The sequence below is a fragment of the Streptomyces sp. SCSIO 30461 genome, assembly GCF_037023745.1.
In the GTDB taxonomy this organism is placed as follows: Bacteria; Actinomycetota; Actinomycetes; order Streptomycetales; family Streptomycetaceae; genus Streptomyces.
In genome coordinates, this window is record NZ_CP146101.1 from 470,778 (window position 1) to 497,099 (window position 26,322).

The window sequence follows — 26,322 nt, forward strand, 5'->3', positions numbered from 1 at the left end:
GCGTTGCCTCCTGCGCGTTCATGCCGGAGGTACGTCTGCATGCCCAGTTCAGGAACGACCCGAGCCGCGCACTGGGGCAGCAGTGGCAGTGCAAGCGGCAGTGACCCTGCGCTCGATCGGTTGAAGGCTGTTCTGGGCGACTGGCGCAGCTCCTTGCTCGACCTCGGCGGGCGCAACCGGCTGCTGAACTTCAGGCATACGCGGACCGCAACCCTTGAAATCACGGCGCCCGACCCCTTCACTGTGCTGTCCGGGCTCGCCCGCGGTTGGTTCTTCGCCCCCATCTCGGGCGGTGAAACCGAGGGGAACGCGGCCGGCGAGGTGGGGGAGGCGGAGGCTCCGGGCACCTTGGCGTTCTACGACTCGCCCTCCGCGGCTGGCCGACCCGGTGCCGCCTCGGGCCTGGTGACACAGAAGAGCACGCAGGCGGGGCTGGACGCGTCGCTCTACCAACTGCGGCAGAAGTCAGGCCAGATGTACAACGACTACGGTCTGTGGGTGCTCTGGCTCGGCGTCGGCATGCTGGACTGGCGGGAGGAGGGTGCCGAGGAGACGAGTTCCGCTCCGCTGCTGCTTGTACCTGTCGAGCTTCGCCGAGACGGGCGACGGCAGACGCGTCTGCACCTGGCGGAGGACCAGGACCGGATCCACAACCCTGCGCTCGCGGTCAAGCTGGAACGGCTCGGAGTCGACTGGAGCTCCGTCGCCGACTGCGACGTGGCCGATCCGAGCGCGGTTCTCGCCGCCGCCCGGGATGTCGCGCGTGCGCAGGACGGCTGGTCGGTTGACGAGCGGGTGGTACTCGGCCTCTTCGCCTCGCACAAGGAGGCCATGTACCAGGACCTCCAGCAGAACGAGGAGCGCATCCTCGCTCATCCGCTGGTCCGGGCCGTCGGCCTCGGACCCGACGCGGGGCTGCCCGACGATCTGATCGGCTTCGAGCCGCCCGAGCTGGACCGCATCGACGAGATCCAGCTGCCTGAGCGAACCCCACTCGTGCTGGACGCGGATTCCTCACAGCGGCAGTGCATCGCGGCCGCGTTGGACGGCGGCCCCTTCGTGATGAGCGGCCCGCCCGGTACGGGCAAGAGCCAGACGATCACCAACATGATCGCCGCCCTCATGCACGCCGGCCGGTCCGTCCTCTTCGTCAGTGAGAAGGCCGCAGCGCTCGACGTGGTCCGCAACAGGCTGCGAGGCGTCGGCCTCGGCGACTTCGTGATGGCCCTGCACAGCGGCGACACCAGCAAGAAGGCTGTGGCGACGGAGCTCGAGCGGGTGCTGACCACCGAAGTGCGGATCACCGGAGCGGCTGAGCACGAACTGGACAGGGCACGCCGGCTGCGGGAGGAACTGTCGGCCTACGCGGCGGCCATGAACCAGACCCGCGAACCGCTCGGCCGTACCCTCCACGACGTCCTGGGCCGCCTGGTCCTCCTGGAGCAGGCCGACACCCCGCAGCTCACCCTCGGCGCAAGGAGCACCGCCACGGTCCGGCGGCTTGGCGCCGGGGAGCTGCAGGCGCTCATGGAAGCGGCCGGCACCGTCAGCCGGGCCTGGCGCCCGGCAGCGGAGGGCGAAGCGTTCGTCTGGCGTTGGCTGAAGCTGAAGGGGAGCTCCGTCCCCACCACAGTCCTCGCGGAGGCCACCGACGCGCTCGCGGACCTGCGCGCGGCTGCCGAGCGTCGACCGTTTGCGGTCACGACTCCCGAACCGCGTACTGTGCACGACGTACGGCAGACCGTACGGACCCTGGAAGCGTGCCTGCCAGACCGGGACCCAGCCACGGTCGGCACGGTCGGCGGCGGACTGTCGGACGACTTCTCCGGAAGCCTCGCCCAGCTGGCCGAGCTGTTCGGACTGCCTAAGCCGGAAACCTCCCAGGAAGCGTTCGGCCTACTGGAACTCGCCGATCTGGCCTCCGTGGTGAAACGGCCACCTGCGCGATGGTTCGACGAGGAAGGTCTGCGCGAGGCACATCGAGCGGCTCAGGAGGTGCGGGACGCGCTTGCAGCCCGCGCGGCAGCCCGCGCTGCAGCGGGAGATGTCTTTGGTGAGCAGGTGCTTGAAGCTGAAGAGTTGCCCGCCCTGGCCGAGAGGTTTACTGAACAGCATCGGGGTGTGTTCGCGCGTCTGGCTGGCCAGTATCGGGAGGATCGCGCGGCGGTGGCCGCGCTCACGCGCGACGGTGCCTGGGACAAGACACTGCCCCACCGCCTCAACGACGCCCTGGCCTGGCAGAACACTGCGGCTGAGTTCGCTCGGTCGGTGGCACGTCACAAGGAGGCGCTGGGCGGCTACGTCCCCCGCGACGAAAGCGAACTGCCCGCCATGGACGCAGCGCTGGCTGCTGCGGACCGCATCGCGGAACTCACCCGCGGGACGGCTCACCGGGACCCGCTCACTGCCCGCCTGGCCGACGGCACCGAGCCCGACCCGCTGCCGGGGTTGTTGGCCCGTGGCATTCGTAGCGCGCTGACCAGCTGGTGCGACACGGTGGCGCGCCGTGCCGCTCGCTGGTCGGAGTCATCGACCGCGCTACACGATCTCTTCGAGGAGCCCCGCCAGGCTCAGTTGTCCTTCGCCCTGTTCGGTACCTTCGACCAGGCCCAGCTGGCCGTCGACGAACTCCGGGCCGACCCGCGTGGCTCGGAGGAATGGCAGGCATACCGCTCTGGAGTCGACGTCCTGGCGCGTCACGGTATCGATGACCTCGTCCCCCGTGCCGTCGAACGAGGCGTCCTGCCCGAACAGTTGCCTGCGGTGTTGGAGCAGGCCGTGCTGAAGTGCTGGGCCGACGACCTCCTGGCCACGGACACCCGTCTCGCCACCACCCGCTCCGCGGACCTGGACGCCCGGGTGGCCGACTTCCGGGAGGCCGACCGCCGACTGGTCGCCGCCGCGAGCGGTGCCGTGATCGAAGCGTGCAACAAGCGTCGGCCGCGCCGATTCAGCGGCGGGGCGGCCTTGGTGATCAAGAAGCAAGCGGAGCTGAAGCGACGCCACATGCCAGTGCGGGAACTACTCGGCCGGACCCGCGAAGTCGTCCGGCTGATCAAGCCGTGCTTCATGATGAGCCCTCTGACGGTAAGCCAGTTCCTGCCCGCGGATTATCACTTCGACGTGGTGATCTTCGACGAGGCATCACAGGTTCGCCCGGCCGACGCGATCAACTGCGTATACCGGGCAGACTCTCTGATCGTGGCCGGCGACGAAAAGCAGCTGCCGCCCACATCCTTCTTCGACTCGGCCGTCGAGGACGACTCCGACCAGTACGACGAGGACGTTCCGGACAGCTTCGAGTCGCTGCTGCACGCATGCAAGGCGGGCGCCCTGCGCGAGCTGTCCCTGCGCTGGCACTACCGCAGCCGTCACGAGGAACTGATCACGTTCAGCAACAGGTCCTTCTACGGCAACTCCATGGTGACCTTCCCCGGAGCGCTGGACCACGGCAACGACATCGGCGTCGACTTCTTCCACACACAGGGTGTGTACGACCGTGGCGGCCGACGCGACAACCGCGTGGAAGCGGAGTTCGTCGCCCGGCGGGTGATCCATCACTTCGACACCCGCCCTGGCCGCACTCTGGGTGTTGTCGCCCTCTCTCAGGCGCAGGCGGCGGCCATCGACCAGGCTGTCCAGCAGGCCCGGCTGCTCCGCCCCGACCTGGACCACTGCTTCACCGAGGACCGGCTCGACGGGTTCTTCGTCAAGAACCTCGAGTCCGTCCAGGGCGACGAGCGCGACGTCATGATCATGTCGATCGGGTACGGACCCGACGAGCACGGCAAATTCGGCACGAACTTCGGGCCCATCAACAAGGGCGGCGGCTGGCGGCGCCTGAATGTCGCCGTGACCCGGGCACGCTTCCGCATGGAGGTCGTCGCCTCGTTCCGGGGCAGCGGCCTGACCGACAGCGCCAACGAGAGCGTTCAGCACCTGAAGCGGTATCTGGAGTACGCCGAGAACGGACCGGCAGTCCTCGCGCAGGCCGTGACACAGGCTGACGCCGAACCGGACAGCCCTTTCGAGGAGTCGGTCCTGCAGGTGCTACGCGACTGGGGCTACCGCGTGCAGCCGCAGGTTGGCGTGGCCGGATACCGCATCGACATCGGCGTGCGCCATCCGCAGTTCCCCGGTGCCTACGCACTCGGTATCGAGTGCGACGGTGCGATGTACCACTCGTCCAGGACGGCTCGGGATCGCGACCGGCTGCGGGAGGAAGTGCTCGCCGGGCTGGGCTGGCGGCTGCACCGCATCTGGGGCACCGACTGGTATCGCGGCCGGGCTGCCGCCGAGCTGAGATTGCGTGAGGCGGTCGAGCTGGCGGTCGAGCGGGGACCGATGTCGGACTCCGACTCCACCTCGGTAGATCCGACGGTGGCCGCCGAGGATGAGGCGGAGGAGACCTCGCGCACGAGGCCGACCGCTCCGTTCTCTGGCGCTTCGGACTGGCCTGATGCTCCGGGACCGGGGGACGGAGCGACGCCTACGACCCTGGCGCCCCCGGACCATGAGCGCGTTCCTGTCGACACCGAGCCCGACCGGCCGTGGAGCTGCATGTACGAGACGTGCGAGATGACCGTGTCCTCACCGTACGAACTGCACACCCCGGAAGCCCGGCCCGCGCTGCGCAACGTCCTGACCAGGGTCATCGGGATCGAGGGACCCATTCACGAGGAACTCTTGGTACAGCGCGCCAGGGAGGCGTGGGGCGTTGCCCGGGCGGGCAACAGGATCCGCGACAACGTGCGGGAAGTAGTGCGCGGCCTCGTCCGTTCGGGGAAGGTCACCGTCGACGGGCAGTTCCTGGACGTGGCCGGCCGAGAGGACTTGGACGCTCGCGTTCCGGGAGAGGGCGACACCCCTCGCAAGGCCGCGCACATCGCCCCGGCCGAGCGGCAGCTGGCGCTGTACGAACTTGCCGCGGAGTGCCCAGGCATGTCACGGGACGAACTGGTCCGGCACGCAGGCGAGTTCTTTGGCTGGCGTCGTATGGGTCGGGACATCCGCAGCTTCCTGGACTCCGACGTCGATGAGCTGCACCGCCGAGGCAGGTTGAGGGAGGCGGACGGTCATATCACGGCGGTCGGGTGATGGAACCGCCGCGGACCGGATCGCGGCGGATCGTAAGTGAACAAGGCGCACTGGTGTCAGCAGAAGGACATCATCACGCACACTACTGCAAAGCCGCGCGTAGTATAAACATTCGTGGATCTCGTGGCGCGGGTGCGTCAGGCACTCAGAGAACAGGTCATTCACCCGACGGAGTTCGAGCGGTGTGCGTGCGCTCTCCTGCAATCGCAGTACCCGGGACTGGCTGCAGTGGAGGGCGGCCATGACTTCGGCCGTGATGCCGACATCTACTTTCCCCTCGGCACCGACGACGTGGACGCCCGAGGGCGCCTACTCGTCACCACTGGCGACCCTGTGGCAAACCTGCGCACGGGTCTGCGAAGAATGCGCGAGGAGGGTGTGCGAGCCGACCTGATTGTGATGGCCTGCTCGCGAGCCGTCGACGCGAATACACGCGCGGCCATGGACCGGTTGTGTGAGAGGCGCAGCCTCCCAGCAGCGCATATCTACGCCCAGGAATGGTTCGTTGACCACCTCGTGCGTGAGCCGGCTTGGCGATGGAACCTTCTGCGCATCGCGGCGGACTTGGGTGCCCTGCTTGACCGTCCGCTCGAGGCACCGGACCACGTGACAGACCAGACCCCGCTCGTGGGCCGGGAGAGCACCATTGCAATGCTCGACAGTGAGGTTGATGCCGGTCGCGACACTGTTGTGGTCGGTGTCCCCGGTGTGGGTAAGACACGGCTCACCGCTGAGCTGGATCGCCGCGTTGTCTACCTTGAGCAGACGCAACTCGACCGACTCATCGACGAACTGTTGCAGGCCCGGCCTGATGCCGTCGTGGTGGACGAAGCCCATGTTCGCCTCGACGACATCCGCGTTCTCCGGCGGGCCCGCCGTCAGGCAGACCTCTCATTCGTTATCGTCGCGCCGACCTGGCCTGACAGGGCCGACGAGGTGATGTCAGCTCTTCCGGGGGCCGTCCGCGTCGACGTCGACTTGCTGGAGCGGGCCGACATGAACAGGTTGGTCACCTCAGTCGGTGTGACCGGCCACCGGGCACGTGCTGTGGTTCTCGCTCAAGCGGACGGCAGACCGGGCTGGGCCCTTACGCTCTGTGAGTTGCTTGCCACGGGGGAGGGCGACAGGGTTGTAACTGGTAGGGCGCACCTGGCGAACGTGGAACGACATCTCCGGCGCGTCACTGAGTCTGAGACGGCTGTGGACACCCTGGCTTGCGTAGCGGCCCTTGGAGGTGCGTCCACTGAGACGCTGTACGCACTGGCGCCCCTCGTCGGCGAGCCGCCAGCCAGCATGTCCGGGCTGATGGAGCGCCTCGCGCGCAACGGCCTCGTGGAAACCGTTGGCGATGTCTGGAGCTTGCAGCCAGCACTGCGCGCGCCACTCGTAGCTCGGTGGTTCTTCACCACTCCTGCCGGCAGGCCATGGTCCACCGTTTGTGATGCCTTTCCCGAACGGGCTTCAGACCTCGCGTTGGCGGTGATGTCTGCTGCTCGGGTCTCTGACTCCCCCGCTGCTCGCGCGGCGGCGGAAGCCTGGGTCCGTGCGCTGCCCGCGCCGACTGATTGGGATACCGATATTTTCGCCGTGGTGTCGGAATTCGCCCACCTGGACCGACGGGCAGCTGAATTTGCCGTCGCGGCCGCCCACGCCGTTCTTGACGGGCCGCGCGATGTTCATCAGCTATCTGGAGTTTCCGTTGACCTTGCTGGTGACGCTGCGGTTCGACAACTGATCCAATCTGCAGAACAGTTTCTGCTGCCCGAGGCTGTCGCCGGGCTTCTCGACCTTGCTGTGGGTGACCACCGTCCGCGTCACTCCACTCCGCAGCACCCGTTGCGCGTGTTGAGTGACTTGGCCGGCATCATCGACCCTGACTTCGGCACCGAGATCGAGATTCGCAGGCTCCTTCTGCGGTCTGCACTGGACTGGCTGCGTACTCATCGCGAAGCGTCGCATTGGGCCGTGGCGACCGAGATGTTGGCGAGCATCTTTACCGTGGAAGTGTCGGGAAACTGGACTGATCCCGGCGCACCGAACACCGTTACCATGAGCCGGGGCATCGACAGGGCGGAGAATCTGGCCCAGCTCATTTCCTTGTGGGAGCAGGTTGCGGCAGTTCTCGACGCAGCGGACGAGTGGGAGAGCCCCTACGGATGCCCTCCGAGCGCGCTTGTTCCGCTGCTCGACCTCGCGCTCACCTGGCTGCGGCTCGGCGAGGGGCACGCAACTGGCCATGCGGGACCCTCAGATGAGCAGAAGCGCTTGGGGGTTGAAGGAGGCAGCCGCATCCTTGCCACGCTGTATCCCCTGCTCCAAGCCTCTCCCGGCTTGGTTCTACGAGCTCAACGCATGCTCGACTCACTGCGCGAGCGCGACGGCACCGGGCGTGAACTTCCATCGTTCAATGTTGATCCGGACCTGGAAGCCTTCGCAGGTCGGGGGTGGTGGAGTCACCTCGACGCTGCCGACGCCGCTGAGCCGGACCAGCCCCTCTCTGTGGAGGCCCTCGCACAGAAGATCGCAGAGCTAGGACCGTACGACGGAGTGGCGCGATTCGGTGAGCTGGCCGAGCAATCGGCGCTGGCCGGTGACCAGACTGGTGGGATCTGGGTTGCTGAGCAGATGACACCACTCCTGAGCGACCCAAGTGCCTGGTATGAGGCCGCTGCGGCGGCCGGGAACCCGCTCCTGCTTCGCAGCGCACTGGGACAGTGGCTCAAGACCGATCCGACTACGGTCCCGAGGGACATCCTCGCCAGGTGTCTGGATAATCCGGACTTTCGTTCCGGTGTTATCAGCGTTGTGCTCGGACGTGCGGAGATCGATGAGTCCGCCGAGTTCGTGATCGCAGCGATGAGGAAGGAGGACGTCGGCCTACTCGACTCGTTGTTCCTACACGATGAGCCGGAAGAGGTGCTGCAGCGGCTGCTGCTGCATCCGATCGCCGCGATCGCCAGTAGCGCCGCCGTTAGCTTCGCCATAGGCCAGCGTCATGGCCCCTCGCTGCCCGAGGCATGGCGACCGGCCTGGCGAGAGGCCGTACAGCACATGAGGGTGGAGGACCTGCCCCAGCACAGCCAATGGCGGGCCGGTCAGTTGCTCGGGCACCTAGCCGAGAGCGATCCCGATCTCTTCGAGGCGTGGTTCACCGAACGGCTCGACGAGATGACCGACCGGGGCTTCTTCACTCCGCTCGAACCCCGTGGCTGCGAGGCTCACCTGGCAACTCTTTCCCAAACACACCGATATCGGCTCGCCATCCGTTGTGCTGGCCTCCCCCGAATCGGGCCCAGCCCTCTCATCCAGTTGGTTGGCCCTGACCGAGACCTGGCTGAACGATTGCTTCACGAAGGTGAAGTCACCGCCGACCAGCTTCTCGAAGCCCTCTCCGGCCAGCGCAACGAAATCCTGGAGAGCCTCGGCCCTCTGCTGCTTGACCACGGCGTTCCTGCTGCTCACATTGCCGCCACAGCTGCGTGGTACGACACTTGGTGGGGCCCTGCTTCTGCGAGGCACCAAGAACTCATCGACTACTTCACCACCCTCTCTGATGGCGCTTCTTGAATCTCCCCACTTGCTGCTAAGGGGTGGGGCAAACCTGCTCTGTTGATCTCCCCACCCATTGTGTGATCTTGCCCGGCGTGTCGTCGTATATGGGGTCTTCGAATTTAGTGGGGGTGCGCCTGCCGTCGGCTCCGGCGGGTGGTCGCACAGCGTGAGCGTAGGCGCTGGTTGGCGCGGTTGCGGAAGCCGAAGGCGTTACGCGCTTCGAGCTTGATGAGGCGGTTGTTGCCTTCGGAGGCGGCGTTGGTGATGCCGGTGGTCAGGTAGGTCTCGATGCCGTCCCACCACTGCTCGATGGTCTCGGCGAGGGTGAGGAGTTCGTGCAGGTGGGCGTGGTCGGCGACGTGGGTGAAGAAGCGGTGGCGGGCGGCGGAGATCGCGGAGCGGTCGGGGGCGTGGTGGGTGCGGCTGACGGCCAGGCCGAGGAGGTCGCGCAGGAGTTCCTTGGCCTGCCAGGCCGCGTGGATCTGCCGGCCGTAGGTGCCCATGTACTCCAACTCGGTCTTCAGGAGGAGGCGTTGGTCTTCGGTGAGGTCTTCTTTGTTGCGGCGCAGGAGTTTGCGGACGGTGTAGATGCCGTCGCCCTTGCGGGCCCGGCGGCCGTGCTGCCGCCAGGTGAGGCGTCGGCGCAGGTCGGCGAGGTGGCGCTGGGCGAGTTGCACGATGTGGAAGCAGTCGACGACCACGGTCGCGTGCGGCAGGGCACGGTGGACGGCGGCGCGGAAGGTGGAACACAGGTCGATGGCGACGTAGCGCACCTGTGCCCGCCAGGATGCGGGCTGGGAGCTGAGCCAGTCGGCGACCGAGGTGGCGTTGCGGCCTTCGACCTGCCCGAACAGTCCTTGCCCGCCGATCACGTCGACGAAGCCGATGTGCCAGGCGTCCGCGACCAGTTCCCACTTCTGCGTGGCCGGGTTCTGGGCCCAGACCGGCTTGCCCCGCCGGGTCTCGTCGATCCCGACCGCCTCGGTCGCGGGCGGCGTCTCGGGCAGGACCGTCGCGGCGTAGTCCTCGAAGCATCGCTGCACGATGGGCCAGCTCAAGGACAGGTCGCGGCCGGCCTGCACGACGGTGCGGGATCCGTCGCAGACCGCGGCCCCCGCCGCCCGGCGCAGGGCGGTGGTGGTGCGCATCCCGGCGGGCACCGCGTGGATCGCCTCGGTGAACGAGCCGCGCTCGCACGCGGGTTCGGCGCAGTACCAGCGTGCCTTGCGCCACCGGATACTCACAGGGCGTCCACCGCAGGGCAGGTGCCGGGGCCGGGTGGTGCGGTAGTCCTTCAGCCGGGTGGCGAAGACCCCGCACGAGGGGCAGGCCCGGGCGGAGTCCTCGCTCGTGACCACGTACACCGTCGAACCGCCCGCCCCGTCGTCCTTGACCTGCGTCACACTCACCCCCTCCAGCCCCAGAAGTCGCGTTGCCGCTTCGTTGATGCCGGTATCGTCGCTGTTCAAGCCCGTGGGGTTTCATGATCGGTTGCCTAGACAACAACCATGATCACGAAGGCCCGCGGGCTCCTTGCGTCCAGGGCGCCCGCACCCCAACCACCTCACACAGCGTGACCGGCGAGCGCGCCCGTCACCGCCGCACCCCCCACTAAATTCGAAGACCCCGTATATGGCGGTTAGTCCGGAAAGCCTGCGTGCGCAAGTTCGGCCTGTCCGGGGGCCTGGATGCTGACGCGGGAGGAAGACGTGGATGCTCATGCACTGCGTCGGCAGGGATGGACGATCTCAGCGATCGCCCGGCATCTGGGCCGGGACCGCAAGACGATCCGGGCCTATCTGAACGGTGAGCGGACCGCCGGCCAGCGGCGTCAGGCGCCTGACGCGTTCGTGCCGTTCCTTCCGTACTGCCGCCAGCGCCTCGCTGACGACCCGCACCTGTGGGCGTCCACGCTGTTCGACGAGGTGGTGGGGCTCGGCTATGAGGGTGCGTACTCGACGTTCACCCGCGCCCTTCGCCGCTATCGGGCCCGGCCGCACTGCGAGCCCTGTCATGCCTCGACCGGCCGCAACGTCGCGTTGATCGAGCATCCACCGGGTGAAGAGATCCAGTTCGACTGGCTGGAGTTGCCCGATCCGCCCGAAGGGTGGGGGGTGGGTGGGCATGCGCATCTGCTGGTCGGGGCTCTCGCGCATTCGGGCCGGTGGAGGGCGGTGCTGGCGGAGTCGGAGGACTTCCCCCATCTGGTCCAGGCCCTGGACGATGTCGTGCGCAAGCTGGGCGGGACTGCCCGCCGGTGGCGCTTCGACCGGATGGCCACCGTCTGCTATCCCTCCAGCGGCCAGGTCACCGCGGCGTTCGCCGCCGTCGCCAAGTACTACGGGGTTGGGGTGGACATCTGCCCGCCCCGTCGCGGCAACCGCAAGGGAGTGGTGGAGAAGGCCAACCACTCGGCCGCGCAGCGCTGGTGGCGCACGGTTCCCGACGGGCTCACGGTCGTGCAGGCCCAGTCCGGGGTCGACAAGCTCTCGATTCGGATGGACGACCGTCGCCGGCGGATCGACGGAGCGGTCACCACCGTCGGCGAGCTCGCCGCGGCCGAGCCCCTGCTCGACATCCCGGTGCGGCCGTTCCCGGCCGAGCTGGAGGCCGAGCGGACCGTCAGTCCGCAGAGCCTGGTCGCCTTCGACGGCAACTTCTACTCCGTTCCGCCCGGCCTGCCCGGCGTCACGGTCAAAGTCCTGCACCGGCTCGGCGAGGACGACCTGCGGATCGTCACCGCTGGCCGGGCCGTCGTGGCCTGCCACCGCCGGGCCCCGCGAGGCGCCGGGCAGATCGTCCGGGACGACGGACATGTCATCGCCCTGGAGAGGGCGGTGCTGTCCTCCTTCTCCGACCGGGCTCCCTGCAAGACCAAGGTCCGCAAACCGCCGTCAGCCGCAGCCCTGGCCGAAGCCGAGCGTCTGCGCGAAGGGCCGACCGCCGGCAGTTCAGCCGAACGGGTCGTGATCGACCTGACCCACTATGCCGCCGTGGCCGACCGGCTGCGGAGTGTCCCCTCACCGAAGCAGGAGGAGAGCCCGGAGTGAGTACGTCACCGATGCAGGTGAGCGAAGCCCGCCGATTCCAGCAGCTCAGAGGCCACCTGTCCTACCTCAAACTCAACGACGCAGCTGAGGCGTTGAACAGGGTCCTGGACCAGGCCCGCACCGAGCGGATGTCACTGACCGCAGCCCTGGAACGGCTCCTGGAGATCGAGGTCGAGGCCACCGAAGCCCGCAAGCTCGCCGCCCGGGAACGGTTCGCCTGCCTGCCCGAGCCCTGGACCCTGGCCGACTTCGACTTCGCCGCCCAGCCCGGCGTCGACGAGAAGCTGATCCGCGACCTGGCCACCTTGCGCTTCCTCGACGACGCCTCCAACGTGCTGTTCGTCGGCCCTCCCGGAGTGGGCAAGACCATGCTGTCGGTCGCCCTCGGACGAGCAGCCGTCGACGCCGGCCACCGCGTCTACTTCACCACCGCCGCGGAACTCGCCGCCAAGTGCCACAAGGCCGCCCTTGAAGGCCGCTGGAAGACCTGCATGCGCTTCTTCGCAGGTCCGAGGCTTTTGATCATCGACGAGCTCGGCTACCTGCCGCTGCCCGAGGACGGCGCCTCGGCCCTGTTCCAGGTGATCAACCAGAGGTATCTCAAGTCCAGCACGATCCTGACGACCAACGTCGGAATCGCCGACTGGGCCAGAGCCTTCGGCGACGCCACCGTCGCTGCCGCCATGCTCGACCGGCTCCTGCACCGGGCTGCCGTCGCCGGCATCGACGGACCCTCCTACCGGCTCCGAGGCCACCAGAACCAGGCCGACGCCATGCGCAAGGGAGTCAACGCCCGTGTCTCCTGACCTCACTCACAACGACGAACAGCTCACCCCCAGAACCGCCAACTGCCCTGTCTGCGAGGCCGAGTTCATGCCGAGCCCGAGGCAGATCTACTGCTCTCCCCGCTGCAAGAGCGCCGCCCACCGACGCGCTCCCGCCGGCCTGGCGGCACACACCTGCCCGGTCTGCGACGGCGTCTTCACTGCCAACCCCCGACTCCGGCAGGTCTACTGCTCGCCCGAATGCCGTCGCGAGTCGGAAAGGCAACGCAACCGGACCCGCGACGAAGAACGAGCACGACGCCTCGGCGAACATCCCCGACCCCTTCCGCCCGGCCCGCAGCCGGCAGCCCCCGGCCCCATTGACCCACTGGCCCCGACAGCAGTCCGGAACTGCCCGCACTGCGACCAGCCCGTCACGATCGTCGCCCTGCTCGCCACTCAGGAAGCCGCCCGCCCCACGATCACCAACCGCGTCACCGACATCGTCCCGCTCAGACGCCTCCAGTGAGCCACGGCTGACCGTCACCGATCACCGGGCCCGCCGACCTGACGGTCGGCGGGCCCACAACACTCAGGCCACCGAGCGCAGTTGGTCCAGCTCACTGCCGATCGCCTCCCGCAGCACGTCATGCTGCGGACCGAGCCTGAACGGCTCGTCGCTCCACCGCTCACGCGGATAGAGCCACACCGGAGCACCCACCACATCGGCTGGCTCCCACTCGAACCGCGGCCAGACATGCGCATGCAGGAACGGGTCCGTGTTCCCCAGGATCTCCAGGTTCACCCGGCGGAATGCCGGATCCAGCCGCCGACAAGCACGCTCGACCGCTTCGCCGAGCTGGTCCATGTCAGACAGGAACGACAGCCGCTTCGCCCTCGGCAGGTCCGACAGCCGCTGCACATCCGGCTCGTCCACAAGCAGGACCGAGTAGCCGGGCAGGAACTGAACGTCCCCGATCACCGCGAACCCTGACGTCAGCCGTCGCATCACGGTCGGGTTCTCGCCCCTCAGCGCAGTCCCGATCCGGTCCATCCGCCAGTCACCAGTCATAGCCAAAACCTACATTCTGGTGATCAAGGACCGCTCTTCGATCCCCATTCTCCTCACACAGTTCAAAGACCAAGCAAGTGGGGCGAGGAGCGGCCCCGGCCGTTTTCAAAGATCCCCATCATCTCGACCCGTGTGCCCGCTCTCACCGCTGTGGCGGCCGCCGGCCGCGCTCAGCAGGAGTCGTTGCTGGGGGAGGCGATGCAGAAAGAGCGGGCCGAGCGGGTGCGGGGAGACTGAGCGAACGGGTAGTCCCCTCTGCGGGGAGGGCGATCTCCACGGGGCAACGTGGGCGCGATGTTCACCATGGGTGGTTCGGGGCTGGTCAGCGCAGTGTCCAGCGTGAGCGGACGGCTCAGCACCAGATGGATCGAGCATCACGCTGGCGAGTCCGGCAAGCCTCTGACCAGGGAAAACCGGATTAAGCATGATCGCGGATCACCATTCGTCACGATCTTGCAGGCCCTCGTAATGCGCAGGGGAGCGATGGGGCTTCGCAACCTTTACCGGGGCCAATAACTTGGTGGCGACTTTGCCGGGTCAACCAGGTCGAAACGATGCTTGGTTGCTGGATTCAGGCCCTTGATGTGCACCAGCCGCTGCTCATCTGTTTCCTCCAGCTCGCGGACTATCAGTGGCATGGCGGCGATCACTGCCCCCATGGCCAGGCCCAGCCCTGCCATGCCCTTGTGGCCGTGGCTGAACCTGATGTGATGCATTCCAGACTTCTTGATCGCAGCGGATTCCGACGGGATCTCCAGCTGGCGTCCGTCCTTAGTGAGGAAGGCTTGAAACCCCCTGCGCGCGGCGTCAGGGAGCAGCGCGAGGTCCTTCTTGCCGGCCCACTTGATTTCGCTGACGTGACGAACCTCGTGCTCAGGGAGGAGCCGCCTGAGCATTTCGAGCATCTGCACCGGGACGTTCTCGTCGATGAGAATTCGCATCAGGCAGCGCGTGGTCCGAGGCTGTAGCTGTCAACGTAGAGGGCAAACGACACGGCGTCGCGGGCTGCGTCTGGTGTCACGCCTGGGTAGTAATCGCGGATCTTTTCGGGAAGGACGCCGTCCTCCACCAGTTCTGCTACGGCATCGAAAGGGACCCGGGTTCCAGTGATGACCGGCTGCCCGCCCTGCGTCTCGGGGTCGACGCTGACGTTCAGTTTGGGCTGCAGGAGGTGCGGGACCACCACACCAGGTCGGGGGGCGAACTCCTGGAGAATGTCGGCCATGGTGGCGATCACTCGCTGGCCAGGATGCTTGACCAGGTCTGTCGCGTGTTCGTGTTCATGGCCGACAAGGACGATCGAGTCGCCGTCGGCCACAAGGGAGTAACTCGACAGGTGCTCGACTTCGCCGAACTTCTTCAGCGTGACCAGGGCTTTGCGGATCTTCTGGAGTGACACGTCCTGGCGGAGGTGAGCGAAGGCGCGGAGAGCCAGCACGTCACGGAATGAGTAGAGGGCTGGCTTGGCTGCCAGCTCCGGGCGGAGGATCGGCCCATGGCCACGGTCTTGGCGCCAAGACCGAAGTTGACCCATGGTCGCACCGGACAGGGCGGCAGCCATGCGCGTTGAGTAGGCCATGGGGGTACGCCTCCCTCCGGTTCCTGAATCCTCTGCTTTCCCGCACAAGCATCCCAGCTTCGCCTTCGGCGTCGCTACCCAGCGGTCGGATCAGGCGCTCGGTACGCCCTCATGGGTGACCCCGTCGCCTGCCCATGGCAGCGCTGGCCGGGTACCGCAGGACGCGTGGAGCAGCCTACGCGGATCACTCAAGGCCGTCTGGTGATCATCGAAGCTTCATAACGCGGGGCCACGTCTAGATGCGCTGTCTGACGACCTGCAGCTGATCGAAAATTCCGTAGGCAAGCCGAGAGGTCTGGCTACCCTCGCCAGGTGAGCTTCAACAACATTGCGCGGAAGGTCCGCGATGCGGCGTTTCCTCACGGTCTCCGTGTGGCGCAGCTCCGATCTTGCGTGCAGTTGTATCGGCCGATCGGCTTTCATGCGTCGCTGAGCTTTCTCGAAGCCAAGGCGGGTCCCTACAGCACAGATGAACGTGCCTTGCTTCGCGCGTTGGCTGTGCTGGAGGCCAGCAGGGAGGCGTGGCACGCAGAGCTTCGGGCGTTCGACGGGACGCGAAGGCTCGCCAAGGGGCAGGGGGCACGTCAACCTCGTAAGGCTGCGCGGAATCCGTATCGGGAGATGTGGTGGTCGGGAGCGCCGTGGGAGGGGGCCCCGGACGCAACCCTCCGGGCCGCCCGTCACGTGGAGGTCGCAGCGGCTGAATGCGTGAGCGATGCGTGAGCGGACGTACTGGGATAACGCCACCGGATCTGGATGGGACACCACAGTGCGTCTCTCTGACCAGGCCCTTCTGGACGAGAGGGGTAGTCAGCGGAAGTCCCGGCAGGAACCTGCCGGGACTTTTAATCCGTTGGTTGTGGGTTCGAGTCCCACACGGCCTACCGCATGCGGGGACCGGGAACTATCCCCTGACCTGCGCTTTAGTGCCCCATCCGAGTGCTTCGGGTGGGGCACTTTGCTGTGCCGGGGGCGGTCGTTGGCCTGATGTGAGCCCGAGGTGAGCCCGGCGGTACGAGCGGCCTGCCTCGGCACCAGCCTCACGGCTGCCTCGGCGGCCTTTCGCGCCACCTCGGGAAGGACGCTGGTGTACGTGTCCGAAGTGATCGTGATGGAGGAGTGGCCGAGCATCTCCTGCACGACCTTCATCTCGGCGCCGGCCGCCAGCGCGAGCGTCGCCGCGCCGTGGCGCAGGTCGTGCAGCCGGATCGGAGGAAGGCCCGCCTCAGCGGCCAGCCGCCGGAACTGGTCTGTCACCCACGCTGGGTGGAGCCACTCGCCGTTCTCCTGCGCGAACACGCGACCGGTGTCGACGTATGCCTCGCCCCACGTGAGGCGCTCCTGCATCTGGCGCTTGCGGTGCTTCTTGAGCACCTTCACGGTCTCGGAGTCGAGGGCGACGACGCGCTCGCCGCTGTCCGTCTTGGGCGCGGACTCCTCGACCTTCCAGCCGCGCTGTACGAGCTGCTTGGTGATCGTGAGATGCCCGGCCCCGAGGTCGGTGTCCGACCACTGCTGTCCGCATGCCTCGCCACGGCGCAGGCCGCGGAACGCGATCAGGTGAAACAGGGCATAGAGGCGGTGCTTCGACGCGCGGTCGAGGAAGGCGCCTGTCTGCTCGGGAGTCCAGACCATGACGGGCGACGGCTTGTCCCCCGTTCGCCGCCACTGGGCGATTCGTTCGGCGGTCCATACGAGCGCCTTGGGTCGCTTCCCGGTCTCCTGTTTCTAAGGACGTTTTTGGGCTCCAGTCGACGGAAGTGTTTTGGCTCCATGGCTTGGCTGGAGGGGGCGTGAGGCGGTGTGATTCACGCCCTTGTAGCAAGGTGATTTGGCCCCGCTTCGATCGAGTGATTCGGGTGGCCCCTCCCGTGCTGCCTAGTACTCCAGCTGTAGATCGTGATCTTGCTGGGGGCGTGATCGAGAGCCTCAGCTGGCCGATGTGCGTGTTGTGCTGAGGGGTCTGGGGCGTTGGGCCAGTCTTGAGCCCGTCGGGACCGTAGCAGTGGGCCCGCGCCCCAGGTGTCGGTGGCTGCACGTACGGTCTGCGCATGACTGATCAGTGGTGGGCGTGCGTCAGCGGCTCGAGGCGGCGGGTGCAGGGCCTTCCGGCAGCAAGGTGTTTGGGGCATTGGGGCACAGGTGGATCGTGGAGGACCCGCTTACCCAGGGTGAGCTTGCCGAACTCGAGGCGCAGACGGGCGTGCGGCTGCCGGAGGAGTACCGGACATTCCTGCTCCACGTCGGTGCGGGTGGCGCCGGCCCCGCGTACGGCCTGTTCCCAGTTCGGCGCGTGCAAGGCCGCTGGCGTTGGGAAGGCGACGGCGCGGACCTGGCCGACCTGACGAGACTTGCCGCGCCGTTTCCCGACCAGGGCCCGGACCCGAAACTGCTCGACGACCTTCTTGCCCAACGCCCCGAGGAAGAGGACTTCGACGACATCGAGGACTTCGACGACGCCATCGAGGCTTGGGACGAGCGGTGGGAGGCCATCATGTTCGCCCCGGAGCGCACCGCCGGCGCCATCGTGATCTCCCACCTGGGCTGCGCCCAGAGAGAATGGCTGATCATCAACGGCAGCCACCGTGGCACGATCTGGTCCGATTGCCGGGTGGACGACGTCGACCTCGCCCCGCTGCTCGACGACGACGGTACGCCGGTGACGTTCGCCCGCTGGTACACCGACTGGCTGGAGAAAGCCGAGCGCACAGCCCTGTCGGCACCGTAGGCCCATCGGCCTGTGCTGTTGAGCGTTACGGTGAAACGGGCTAAGCAGGGCCCTCAGCCAAGGTGGGCCGGTGTGGAGACGGGTGCGGCCACCGTTGATCATCGTGACTTGTGTGGAGTAACGATGAGACGGTGGCCGCAGGTCACAGCATAGATCCCGTCCGTTGGCGGGATGCGTTCGAGGTGGCCATGGGCCGGATCGCGGGCCGGTTCGTCCGGGTCGAACCACGGATGCGGGCCGGGCGGTTGGTGCTGGGCCTGCTGGCGGACCTGCCGCGCAAGAACTGCTGGACGATCGCGGAGTGGGCCGGGGAGGCCAGCCCGCACGGCATGCAGCATCTGCTGTGCCGAGCCGTTTGGGATGCCGACGGCATCCGTGACGACGTGCGCGAATACGTCGTCGAGCACCTCTATGACGAGGCCGCGGTCCTGGTTGTCGACGAGACCGGCGACGTGAAGAAGGGCACCCACACGGTTGGGGTCCAGCGCCAGTACACCGGAACGGCTGGACGGATCGAGAACTCCCAGGTTGCGGTCTACCTCGTCTACGCCGGGATGCGCGGGCACGCGGCGGTCGACCGGGAGCTGTACATCCCGCGCTCCTGGACGTGCGACCCGGACCGCTGCCGGGCAGCCGGACTCGGCCAGGACACCGTCTTCGCGACCAAGCCGGAACTGGCCCGCACGATGATCGAACGGTTCCTGGACGCCGGACACCACGTCGGCTGGGTCACCGGGGACGAGGTCTACGGCGGCAACCCAAGACTCCGTACGGCTCTGGAGGAACGCGGCATCGGCTATGTCCTCGCGGTGGCCTGCTCGGCCGAAGTGCCCACCGGCGCAGGCAAGTTCCGCGCCGATGCCCTGGCGGCGAAGGTGCCGAAGCGGGCCTGGCAGAAGCTCTCGGCCGGACACGGCGCGAAGGGGCAGCGATTCTACGACTGGGCCGTCATCGACCTCGCCGAGGCAGCCCCGGGCCACCACCAGCTGCTGATCCGCCGCAACCGCAGCACCGGTGAACTCGCCTACTACCGCTGTCACTCCACCACGCCGGCATCCCTGGCCACCCTGGTCAAGGTCGCAGGTTCCAGATGGCGGGTGGAGGAGACCTTCCAAACAGAGAAGGGACTGGCCGGGCTGGATGAGCACCAGGTCCGCCGCTACCCCTCGTGGGCCCGCTGGGTCACCCTCGCGATGCTGGCCCACGCCTTCCTCGCCGTCGTCCGCGCCGACGAACACGCACACCGACCCACGCCGGACGACCTGATCCCGCTGTCCTGCAACGAGATCTGCCGCCTGTTCATCGCGCTCGTCGTCCGGCCCGTCCTCGACGCGGCCCACCGGCTTGCCTGGTCCGACTGGCGCCGCCGCCACCAGGCACGATCACGCACCAGTCACTACCGGCGGCAAGCCGCATCCCAGACATGAAGATCACGATCTACAGCTGGAGTACTAGTCCATTCAGTCGTAGATCGGGGTGCTCGCTGTAGTTCGTCGATCCCCTGTGGCGGGTAACTGCCCTTTATGAAGGCGGAGTTACTGGACATCCCGCCGGTCGTCACGGACCGGGAGTGCGCCGAAGGCGTCGCCGATCGGCTTGAGGACCTGTTGCTAGAGGTCAACGGGATCTTCCCGCGCGTGGATTTGTGGGGCCGGGCCGCCGCGTGCGTCCGTGGCCTGCTGGCCCCGCTGTCGCGCAAGAACGGCTGGCAGATCTCCGAGTACATCGGTGAACCCTCCCCCTGGGGACAGCAGCACCTGCTGGACCGTGCCGTGTGGGATGCGGACCAGCTGCGGGACTTCACCCGCCGCTATGTGGTAGCGGGGCTGGAGGACGGCGGGGTCGGGGCCGGTCCGGGTGGGGCAGGGGTGCTGGTGGTCGACGAGACCGGGTTCGCCAAGCGGGGCCGGGCCTCGGCCGGGGTGGCGAGGCAGTACTCCGGTGCGCTGGGCGGGGTCTTCCCCTGTCAGATCGGGGTGATGGCAGCGTGGGCCACCGGCGCGGGGCAGGCGTTGATCGATCGGGAGCTGTACCTCCCGCGGGAGTGGACGGAGGACCGGCCCCGCTGCCGCGTGGCCAAAATTCCCGACGAGGTCGGCTTCGCGGTCAAGCCACGCCTGGCCGAGCGGATGATCGCCCGGATCCTGCCGGACCTGCCGGCCGGGCGGGTGTGGGTGGCCGCGGACGAGGTCTACGGACGCGACGGCACCTTCCGCCGCACCCTTGAAGAGCACGGACTGCCGTACGTGGTCAATGTCCAGGCCAACCAGAGCGTGCTGCCCCGCCCCGGTTGGCGCCATCTGGCCCGACTCGTGGAGCGGTACGCAGTCGAGGATGAGTGGGTCGACCTGCCCGCCGGCCCCTCCCAGCTGGAGTCGCGGACCTGGCAGTGGTGGGTGCGCAGGATCCCCGCCCCGGACGCCGAGCCCGGAAGCGGCCTCGCTCGCTGGCTGCTGGCCCGGCGCCGCCCCGAGAGTCCCCAGGAGAAGGACTACTACCTGGGCTGGGGGCCGGAGGAGGTACCGGTGGAGGAGCTGGTGCTGGTCCCCGGCGCCCGCTGGCGGGTGGAGGATGCGATCAAACTGGCGAAGTCCGCGGCGGGCATGGCCGACTACGAGGTACGCCACTTCCACGGGTGGTACCGGCATGTGAGCCTGGCCCAGCTGGCCGCCGCGTTCCTGGCGGTGCAGGCCGCCGACCAGCAACGAGGTGACCAGGGCGAGGAAGCCGACGAGGCCCACACAGGGGGTGCGGGCTGACCTCACCAGCCCCGTCGGCTTCGCGGGCATCGTCCCGATCACGCTGACGGCCTTCGAGATCGCCCGCCTCGTGGCGCTGATGACTCCTCGGATTCCGGAGGCGGAGCGGATCCGGCGCGGCCTGCACTGGTCATGGTGGCGACGCTGCCACCAGGCCCTCGCCCGGGCCTGCCACCGGCGCCGCAACCAAGCCCGGGCAAGCGAGAGTACGGCGGCCCGGCCACCACCAATCCCACCCCGAACTACAGCGAGCACCCCGATCTACGACTGAATGGCTAGTGCTGGATGAGGCCGCCGACCGGGACAGGGGCGACGTGGCCTGTCGCTGGAAGTACCTGGGCCAGGGAGAGGCCGACGTCGACCAGCGATGACCGGCGCAGGCCGGAGACGTCGGAGAGGTCCGTCCAGACCGATTCGGTGATCTCGCCGGTCGGCTCCGGCCGGAGCCGACCGCCGGTGATGTCGGCGCGGTAGAAGACGCCAACATTCTGATGCTCAACTCCCGCACGGGCTTCGGCCGCAGGGATGACCCGTGAGTCCACGCCCAGCAGGCGATCGACCACCGCGACGCAGCCCGTCTCCTCGGCGACCTCCCGGATCACCGCATCAAACGGATCTTCGCCGTGCTCGACCCTGCCGCCCGGCAGAGTCCAGACGCTCTCGCCAGTCGGTGGCACGTATCGGGCGAGCAGCACCCGTCCGTCCTCGATGCACACGGCATACGCCGCCAACCGGAAACTCATGTGCGCACCTCTCACTCGGACCCCGTGCAACGCCCAAAGAATCGAGCATCGTCCGGAGAGTGGAGCCAGATCAACTTCTTACGCCGTGGAGCCACATTCCGTCCGTGCGGTGGAGCCCAAAGAAGTGCTTACAAACACCTCCCAAGGGCAGCCGGTGAAGGTCCCGGGCGGTCTGACCGCGGACATGTTCCAACGCGCGCTCGACGCCCTGCTGCCCGCATGCCCCCCGAAGCGGCGCGCCATCCTGGCTGGACCGGGACAGCCCTCCCCGGACGCAGGGGTCGACATTCTCCTCGTACCGGTCCATCCCCAGACAGGTCAGACCTGGACCCCCGCCAGCCCGACTGCGTCCGCATACCTGGTACCCCTACCGCTGGGGGTATGGCTGTGGCTGGCCTCCCCCCAGCCCTACTTGCCGGTCCCCGCATCAGGCCGCATACCCCAAGACGTCCTCCGCGACGACCCGCTCCCGCTGCTCCCCACCTACCTGTTCCGAGCCGACCGGGATACGTTCCAGCACACCTTGGTCCGGCTACCAGCCGTGCGTAGCCCGTGGCTGCGCACGATTCTCGAGAACCTCACTCGGGGCACCTCGGCCAGCCTCTTCTAGCCGTCTGGCAATCGAACAGCGCCAGACTCTCGTGCCTCCCAAAGTGGTCGACATCTGCTGTGCACTCTCGGTTCTGGCCCAGATCTTGGGGAGCCGTCGCGGAAGGTGATTGGCGCTGTTCGACTGAGAGGGGGGCAACCCCGGTTGCTCGACGTGAATGCTCACCTCGTACTCTCCGCACATGGCTGACGATCCGTTCCAGTGCCGCTGTGTCCTCTGCCATGACTACGGCGACCGGGACGAGGCGGACCGCATGGATCTGACGGTCATCGAGCATGTGCAGCAGCACGGATGGCACGTCGTGATGGTTCCCGAAGACGAGATCGGTCCTGGATTCGCCTACACGATCGGCCTTGCGCACACGTACGGCGGGCCTGAGCTCGCCATGTTCGGGCTCGAAGTCCATGCCATGCATCGAATGCTCAACACGCTCGGAGAGAAGTCTGCAGCGGGCAAGGTACTGGCGGACGGCCAGAGCCATCCTGATGTTGTCGACGGGTATCAAATCGCGCTCAGGCAGGTTGATCGCGGCTGGTACCGGACCTTCTTCGGACAGGCCATCGGCTTCTACCGGCGGCCGCCTCTCCCCGTGTTGCAAGTCGCGTGGCCTGACGCCGAGGGCCGTTTCCACTGGGATGAGCAGGCTGACGAGAGGCATCGCGAGTCACAGCCTCAGTTGTGGCTGCCTCCGAGTGACCATCCTGTCGGGATCTGGACGGCCGAACTCTGATCTCAAGGGGCCGGGAAGCGGCGAGTCGGCACCAGGGCGACGCGCTACTGAAGCAAGATCATCTTGCGTAGGAGTTCGAATCCGGCTCGTCCGTAGAGCTGTCTCTTGATCTTCTTGATGCGGTTCACGGCGCCCTTGATGCTGCCCGAGCTCCAGTCCAGGGTGAGGCCGGCGGTCACAGCGTCGAGGTCTCGGAGCAGGTGGAGTGCGAAGCCGGTGAGCCCGGGCAGCTGGCTGGCGCTGGCCCTCCCCGTCGTTCGCCGACCTGGGGCGTCAGGTTCGGCGTCTACCGCAAGCCTACTGACGCCGAAGACCGCCAGAACAGTGCCTAGCCCCGGGGCAGCCGCAGGGGACGCACCGGGGACGACGGGGACGCATGACCCCCGGCCAGTCGTCCCCCTTACTTCGCGGTCGAGCACGCTGCGTCCGACCGTGCGGGGGACGTGGGGGACGACTCCACACCCTCACTCCTCTGTCTCACTTAGAGGAAGAGGGGAGGAGGAGAGGGGAGAGCGGCAACAGCGTCCCCCGCGTCCCCGTCGTCTCCCAGAGGCACGGACACATTCGCATCGCGACCGGTCGCACCTTGTGCGCGGGCGCGCGCGAGTACCGCAAGGCACTGACAGCGGCTCGAACCTGGGTGCTTAACCGGATACCTGTCCCATTGCGCGCAAAGGCTGCCGGTTCGGGCTCACGACCGGTCGATGCCTTTCCCGCGCGCGGGAGGCTATTCAGCGCAGGTCCAGCAGCATCACGCTGTGCAGGTCGGCGCCGGCCCAGGGCCGTGTATCGCCGACCTTCCGATACCCCCATGCTCGGTAGGCAGCCATGGCCGCCTTGCTGTCCGGGTGGACGTTGAGCAGCACCCGCTCCGCCTCGGTGCCGTCGAGCAGAGCATCGTGCAGGCGGCGGGCGATGCCCTGCCTGCGCCATCCGGCGCGTACGGCGAGTTCCATCAGGCCGAACGTCCGCCGGCCGTCCTCGTGGCGCATCTCGTTGGACACGGGCACGGTCAGTTGGTCCCACCAGCCCGTCTGAGGCCCGAGGGGGTAGCCGTAGGCCATACCGACAGCCTCACCGTCCGAGGTGCTTGCCAGGGCGCCGAGGAATGCGGCCTTGCGGGTCTGCGAGCGGAAGCGACGGAACGCGGCAGCGACGTCGGTCTCGGTCTCGTCGTAGGGAGGCTCGGCGAACGCCTCGGCGTAGACCAGACGGAACGCTCCCTCAGCCTTGGCGGCGGCCAGCCCGTCGAACTGCTCGATGCTGACCTGTGCTGGCGGACTCATCCGGCGCCCCTCTCACACGGTTTCGCGGATACGTGCCACGCATTCGCGGGCGGTTGGGCTATCGACTTCCCCGGCCGCCCGCTGGAAATCGTGCACCTTGCCCAGCAGGCGGGGCGACGCGATGCCGCCCCAGGTATCCAGCACGCGGCCCACCTCGGCACACGCCTCGTCGACCTCCCCCGCGGCGAGGAGAACACCGGCGAGCTTGACGCGGTACGAGGCGCTGTTACGGGCGAGCCCGCCGCCGATTCCGCGCACGGCCGCGCGGAGAAACGGCACGGCGCGCTTGGGCTGATCTGCCCGTACGTACATGTCCGCCGTGGCGTAGTCGACCTCGAACGGACCGACGAACTTTGCCCAGTTGGGCACGTCCGCGTCGGAGTCCGCGCGCCCCTGGTAGCTGACTGCGCGAGTCAGGGCGCGGCGGGCGCCCGACAGGTCTCCGGCGTGCGTGGCAACGTTGGCATCGCGGAGCGCGATCACGAGGTGAACGGTCGCACCCGCCCCTGCCCGGGTCGCGAGGCGGTAGGCGTTCTCCACGGCGCTCGCGGCCTCCCATGACCGGCCGGCCTTCACCGCGAGGAGTACGAGGGTCTCCAGCACGGAGACCTGTAGCAGTGCGTCATCGACGAGCTGCGCCGTGGTCAGCGCTTCCATACAGGCGGCACGGCCCTCCGCGATGCGTCCGCCGTCGTAGCCGTACCAGGCCCGGTGTCCGTGCAGCTCGGCGAGCATTGTCTGTAACTCCCGGCCGACACGGGAGGTGTACGAGCTGCTGCCCAGGGCGCGCGTGATCTCCGCTTCGATGCACTCGGCCTGCGTGCTCGCCGGCACACTGCCCGCGGTGTGGTCCGTCTCGTAGAGCCCGTCGAGCCGCTCTCTCAGCCGCCCGAGATCGGCCGTGCCGATGCGAGGCCCCGGCGCGGCAGGCAGCAGGGTCGCGGCAGCGAGGGCGCCCGCGTCAGCGACGAACGTTCTCCTCTTCACCTCTCCAGCGTCGCTGATGGGCGCTGCGACCGTCACGCGATGCTGCGGAACCTCGAACCCCATCTCGACGAGGGGCACGCCGAACAGCGCTTCCAATACGGTCTGCTGACTCGGATGGGGCAAGGGTGGGGGCGTCTCGCTCTCCCACCGTCGGGCCTGCCGCACGCTGACTGACGCGGCGACGCCCAAACGCCCTGCCTCCTGGGCGAAGGCTTTCACGAACGACTCTTGCGTATATCCGGCCGCGCGCCGTAACTGCGCCAGTCTGCTCACGACCCTGCCTGCCATCCGTGCGGCTGTCTTTTGGTTCCCACCGTAGTGATTTGGCCGCGTGGCGGAAGGCGAAAACGTCCGCCCAAACGTCCGGTCCCTCTTTGCCCGTCGAGCGCTCCGAAACTGTGCACTGGTTCAGCACCGATGCGACGCCCGTACTGAGCTGCGGAAAGGACCCGTGCTGTGGGTATGACGATTCGTGTCTACGACGTCGACAGAAAGACCGGCCAAGTCGTACGGGAGCGGGGCCGCCTGGCCGTCCCGCTCGGCGATCAGGACGAGCCCCTACTGACCAGTGCCTATCCTCCGTGCGGATGCCCCCGCTGCCGTGAGAAGGCGGACAGCCAGTGAGACAACGGTTAGCGGTGCTGCTGTGGGTCTGCCTGTGCGTCGCCGTGGTCGTCCCCCTCGCAGTCGTCGGCGCCCCCGGCCCGTAGCCGTGTCACAGGCCCGATCAGCGGCGTTGGACAGTCCCCAGGACCGGCCGAAAGAGTGGCCGCCCCGGGCCGTGCCCGTGGCCCAATTCACCCGAGAGAGACACACCATGAAACGACTGATCGCACGGCTGTGGCGCATCATCCGAGGCCCGATGCAATGGCGGGTCCTGTGGATCGCTCACGCGAAGTTCATGGTCGGCGTGACCGGCGTCGTCCGCGACGACGCAGGCCGAGTCCTGCTCCTGCGCCATCGCATGTGGCCGGAGGGCCGCCAATGGGGGCTGCCGACCGGATACGCCATCAAGGGCGAGGAATTCGGCTCAACCGTCGTCCGCGAGGTGCGCGAGGAAACCGGCCTCGACGTGAAGGCCGGCCCGCTCGTCCACCTCAAGAGCGGTTACAAACTGCGGATCGAAGTCGCATACGAAGCGGCATTGACCGGCGGTGATCTCAAGATCGACTCGTTCGAGATCCTGGAGGCACGATGGTTCTCCCCGGACGACCTGCCAGACGGCATTCAAGAATCACATCGGGCGCTGATCCTGGGACAGATGCCCGCCGCCTGACCGGCATCCCCCGGTTGCTTGCCCCCAATGAGCACCTGTCCGGCGACGCTGACGCCGTGACGCTCGCCGCCAAACTGGCCGAGTTGCGA

21 protein-coding genes and 2 pseudogenes are annotated in these 26,322 nt (G+C 67.6%); 14 read left to right on the forward strand and 9 right to left on the reverse strand.

Features of this window, described 5'->3' with window-relative positions; genetic code table 11:
• Positions 1-39: 39 nt before the first annotated feature.
• Together V1460_RS02255 and V1460_RS02260 are read left to right on the forward strand one after the other, a co-directional pair.
• A complete protein-coding gene (locus V1460_RS02255; RefSeq protein WP_407077382.1) occupies positions 40-5,097 on the forward strand; it encodes a DUF3320 domain-containing protein in 5,058 nt (1,685 codons plus the stop codon).
• Positions 5,098-5,211: 114 nt separating this feature from the next.
• Positions 5,212-8,664, forward strand: a complete 3,453-nt coding sequence (locus V1460_RS02260) for a hypothetical protein (RefSeq protein ID WP_338671797.1) — start codon at positions 5,212-5,214, stop codon at positions 8,662-8,664.
• 104 nt (positions 8,665-8,768) lie between these two features.
• Here V1460_RS02260 and V1460_RS02265 read toward each other — a convergent pair whose 3' ends face one another.
• Positions 8,769-10,118 carry an ISL3 family transposase gene (locus V1460_RS02265; protein WP_338671528.1) on the reverse strand — a complete coding sequence of 450 codons (1,350 nt, stop codon included), beginning with the start codon at positions 10,116-10,118 and terminating at the stop codon, positions 8,769-8,771.
• Between the two features lie 240 nt (positions 10,119-10,358).
• Here V1460_RS02265 and V1460_RS02270 point away from each other — a divergent pair, with 240 nt between their 5' ends.
• Genes V1460_RS02270 through V1460_RS02280 form a run of 3 tightly spaced genes read left to right on the forward strand, consistent with a single transcriptional unit; the run spans position 10,359 to position 12,992 of the window.
• A complete protein-coding gene (locus V1460_RS02270; protein ID WP_338671798.1) occupies positions 10,359-11,699 on the forward strand; it encodes a Mu transposase domain-containing protein in 1,341 nt (446 codons plus the stop codon).
• Positions 11,696-12,505 carry an IS21-like element helper ATPase IstB gene (gene istB / locus V1460_RS02275; RefSeq protein WP_338671799.1) on the forward strand — a complete coding sequence of 270 codons (810 nt, stop codon included), beginning with the start codon at positions 11,696-11,698 and terminating at the stop codon, positions 12,503-12,505. Before V1460_RS02270 ends, istB begins: the two co-directional genes overlap by 4 nt.
• Positions 12,495-12,992 (forward strand): hypothetical protein, encoded by a 498-nt coding sequence (locus V1460_RS02280; RefSeq protein ID WP_338671800.1) that lies wholly within the window; start codon positions 12,495-12,497, stop codon positions 12,990-12,992. Before istB ends, V1460_RS02280 begins: the two co-directional genes overlap by 11 nt.
• A 63-nt stretch (positions 12,993-13,055) precedes the next feature.
• Here V1460_RS02280 and V1460_RS02285 read toward each other — a convergent pair whose 3' ends face one another.
• The 3 genes from V1460_RS02285 to V1460_RS02295 form a co-directional block, all read right to left on the reverse strand.
• Positions 13,056-13,535, reverse strand: a complete 480-nt coding sequence (locus tag V1460_RS02285) for a diadenosine tetraphosphate hydrolase (RefSeq protein ID WP_338671801.1) — start codon at positions 13,533-13,535, stop codon at positions 13,056-13,058.
• 500 nt (positions 13,536-14,035) lie between these two features.
• On the reverse strand, positions 14,036-14,476 hold the full coding sequence (locus V1460_RS02290; protein ID WP_109294897.1) for a DUF5615 family PIN-like protein: 441 nt from the start codon (positions 14,474-14,476) through the stop codon (positions 14,036-14,038).
• Positions 14,476-15,096: a DUF433 domain-containing protein gene (locus V1460_RS02295; protein ID WP_338671802.1), complete on the reverse strand. Its 621-nt coding sequence runs from the start codon at positions 15,094-15,096 to the stop codon at positions 14,476-14,478. The genes V1460_RS02290 and V1460_RS02295 overlap by 1 nt, the downstream gene beginning before the upstream one ends.
• Positions 15,097-15,426: 330 nt before the next feature.
• Between V1460_RS02295 and V1460_RS02300 the strand changes: the two genes are divergently transcribed.
• Positions 15,427-15,837 carry a hypothetical protein gene (locus V1460_RS02300; RefSeq protein ID WP_338671803.1) on the forward strand — a complete coding sequence of 137 codons (411 nt, stop codon included), beginning with the start codon at positions 15,427-15,429 and terminating at the stop codon, positions 15,835-15,837.
• Between the two features lie 87 nt (positions 15,838-15,924).
• On the opposite strand, the pseudogene V1460_RS02305 reads toward V1460_RS02300, so the two are convergent.
• A pseudogene (locus V1460_RS02305) lies at positions 15,925-16,827 on the reverse strand (site-specific integrase); the annotation flags it as partial.
• Between the two features lie 436 nt (positions 16,828-17,263).
• Here V1460_RS02305 and V1460_RS02310 point away from each other — a divergent pair.
• From V1460_RS02310 to V1460_RS02325, 4 genes are all read left to right on the forward strand, one after another.
• Complete coding sequence (locus tag V1460_RS02310; RefSeq protein WP_338671804.1) at positions 17,264-17,842, forward strand: SMI1/KNR4 family protein; 579 nt, start codon at positions 17,264-17,266, stop codon at positions 17,840-17,842.
• Between the two features lie 188 nt (positions 17,843-18,030).
• Positions 18,031-19,269, forward strand: coding sequence for an IS701 family transposase (locus V1460_RS02315; RefSeq protein ID WP_338671805.1), 1,239 nt, complete (start codon positions 18,031-18,033; stop codon positions 19,267-19,269).
• 96 nt (positions 19,270-19,365) lie between these two features.
• Positions 19,366-20,601: an IS701 family transposase gene (locus V1460_RS02320; RefSeq protein ID WP_338671806.1), complete on the forward strand. Its 1,236-nt coding sequence runs from the start codon at positions 19,366-19,368 to the stop codon at positions 20,599-20,601.
• Positions 20,591-20,872, forward strand: coding sequence for a hypothetical protein (locus tag V1460_RS02325; protein WP_338671808.1), 282 nt, complete (start codon positions 20,591-20,593; stop codon positions 20,870-20,872). Before V1460_RS02320 ends, V1460_RS02325 begins: the two co-directional genes overlap by 11 nt.
• Positions 20,873-20,876: 4 nt before the next feature.
• Here V1460_RS02325 and V1460_RS02330 read toward each other — a convergent pair whose 3' ends face one another.
• On the reverse strand, positions 20,877-21,344 hold the full coding sequence (locus tag V1460_RS02330; protein ID WP_338671809.1) for an NUDIX domain-containing protein: 468 nt from the start codon (positions 21,342-21,344) through the stop codon (positions 20,877-20,879).
• A 139-nt stretch (positions 21,345-21,483) separates the two neighbouring features.
• Here V1460_RS02330 and V1460_RS02335 point away from each other — a divergent pair.
• Together V1460_RS02335 and V1460_RS02340 are read left to right on the forward strand one after the other, a co-directional pair.
• Positions 21,484-21,954 (forward strand): annotated as a pseudogene (locus V1460_RS02335) (hypothetical protein); the annotation flags it as partial.
• 181 nt (positions 21,955-22,135) lie between these two features.
• A complete protein-coding gene (locus V1460_RS02340; protein WP_338671810.1) occupies positions 22,136-22,684 on the forward strand; it encodes a DUF4262 domain-containing protein in 549 nt (182 codons plus the stop codon).
• A 44-nt stretch (positions 22,685-22,728) separates the two neighbouring features.
• Here V1460_RS02340 and V1460_RS02345 read toward each other — a convergent pair whose 3' ends face one another.
• From V1460_RS02345 to V1460_RS02355, 3 genes are all read right to left on the reverse strand, one after another.
• Positions 22,729-22,863 (reverse strand): hypothetical protein, encoded by a 135-nt coding sequence (locus V1460_RS02345; protein WP_385002222.1) that lies wholly within the window; start codon positions 22,861-22,863, stop codon positions 22,729-22,731.
• Between the two features lie 552 nt (positions 22,864-23,415).
• On the reverse strand, positions 23,416-23,970 hold the full coding sequence (locus tag V1460_RS02350; RefSeq protein WP_338671811.1) for a GNAT family N-acetyltransferase: 555 nt from the start codon (positions 23,968-23,970) through the stop codon (positions 23,416-23,418).
• Between the two features lie 12 nt (positions 23,971-23,982).
• A complete protein-coding gene (locus V1460_RS02355; RefSeq protein WP_338671812.1) occupies positions 23,983-25,230 on the reverse strand; it encodes a hypothetical protein in 1,248 nt (415 codons plus the stop codon).
• A 189-nt stretch (positions 25,231-25,419) separates the two neighbouring features.
• On the opposite strand from V1460_RS02355, the gene V1460_RS02360 reads away from it, so the two are divergent.
• Together V1460_RS02360 and V1460_RS02365 are read left to right on the forward strand one after the other, a co-directional pair.
• Complete coding sequence (locus tag V1460_RS02360) at positions 25,420-25,581, forward strand: hypothetical protein (RefSeq protein WP_338671813.1); 162 nt, start codon at positions 25,420-25,422, stop codon at positions 25,579-25,581.
• A 193-nt stretch (positions 25,582-25,774) separates the two neighbouring features.
• Entirely contained in the window at positions 25,775-26,233 is a 459-nt protein-coding gene (locus V1460_RS02365; protein WP_338671814.1) for an NUDIX domain-containing protein, read from the forward strand.
• Positions 26,234-26,322: the final 89 nt, after the last annotated feature.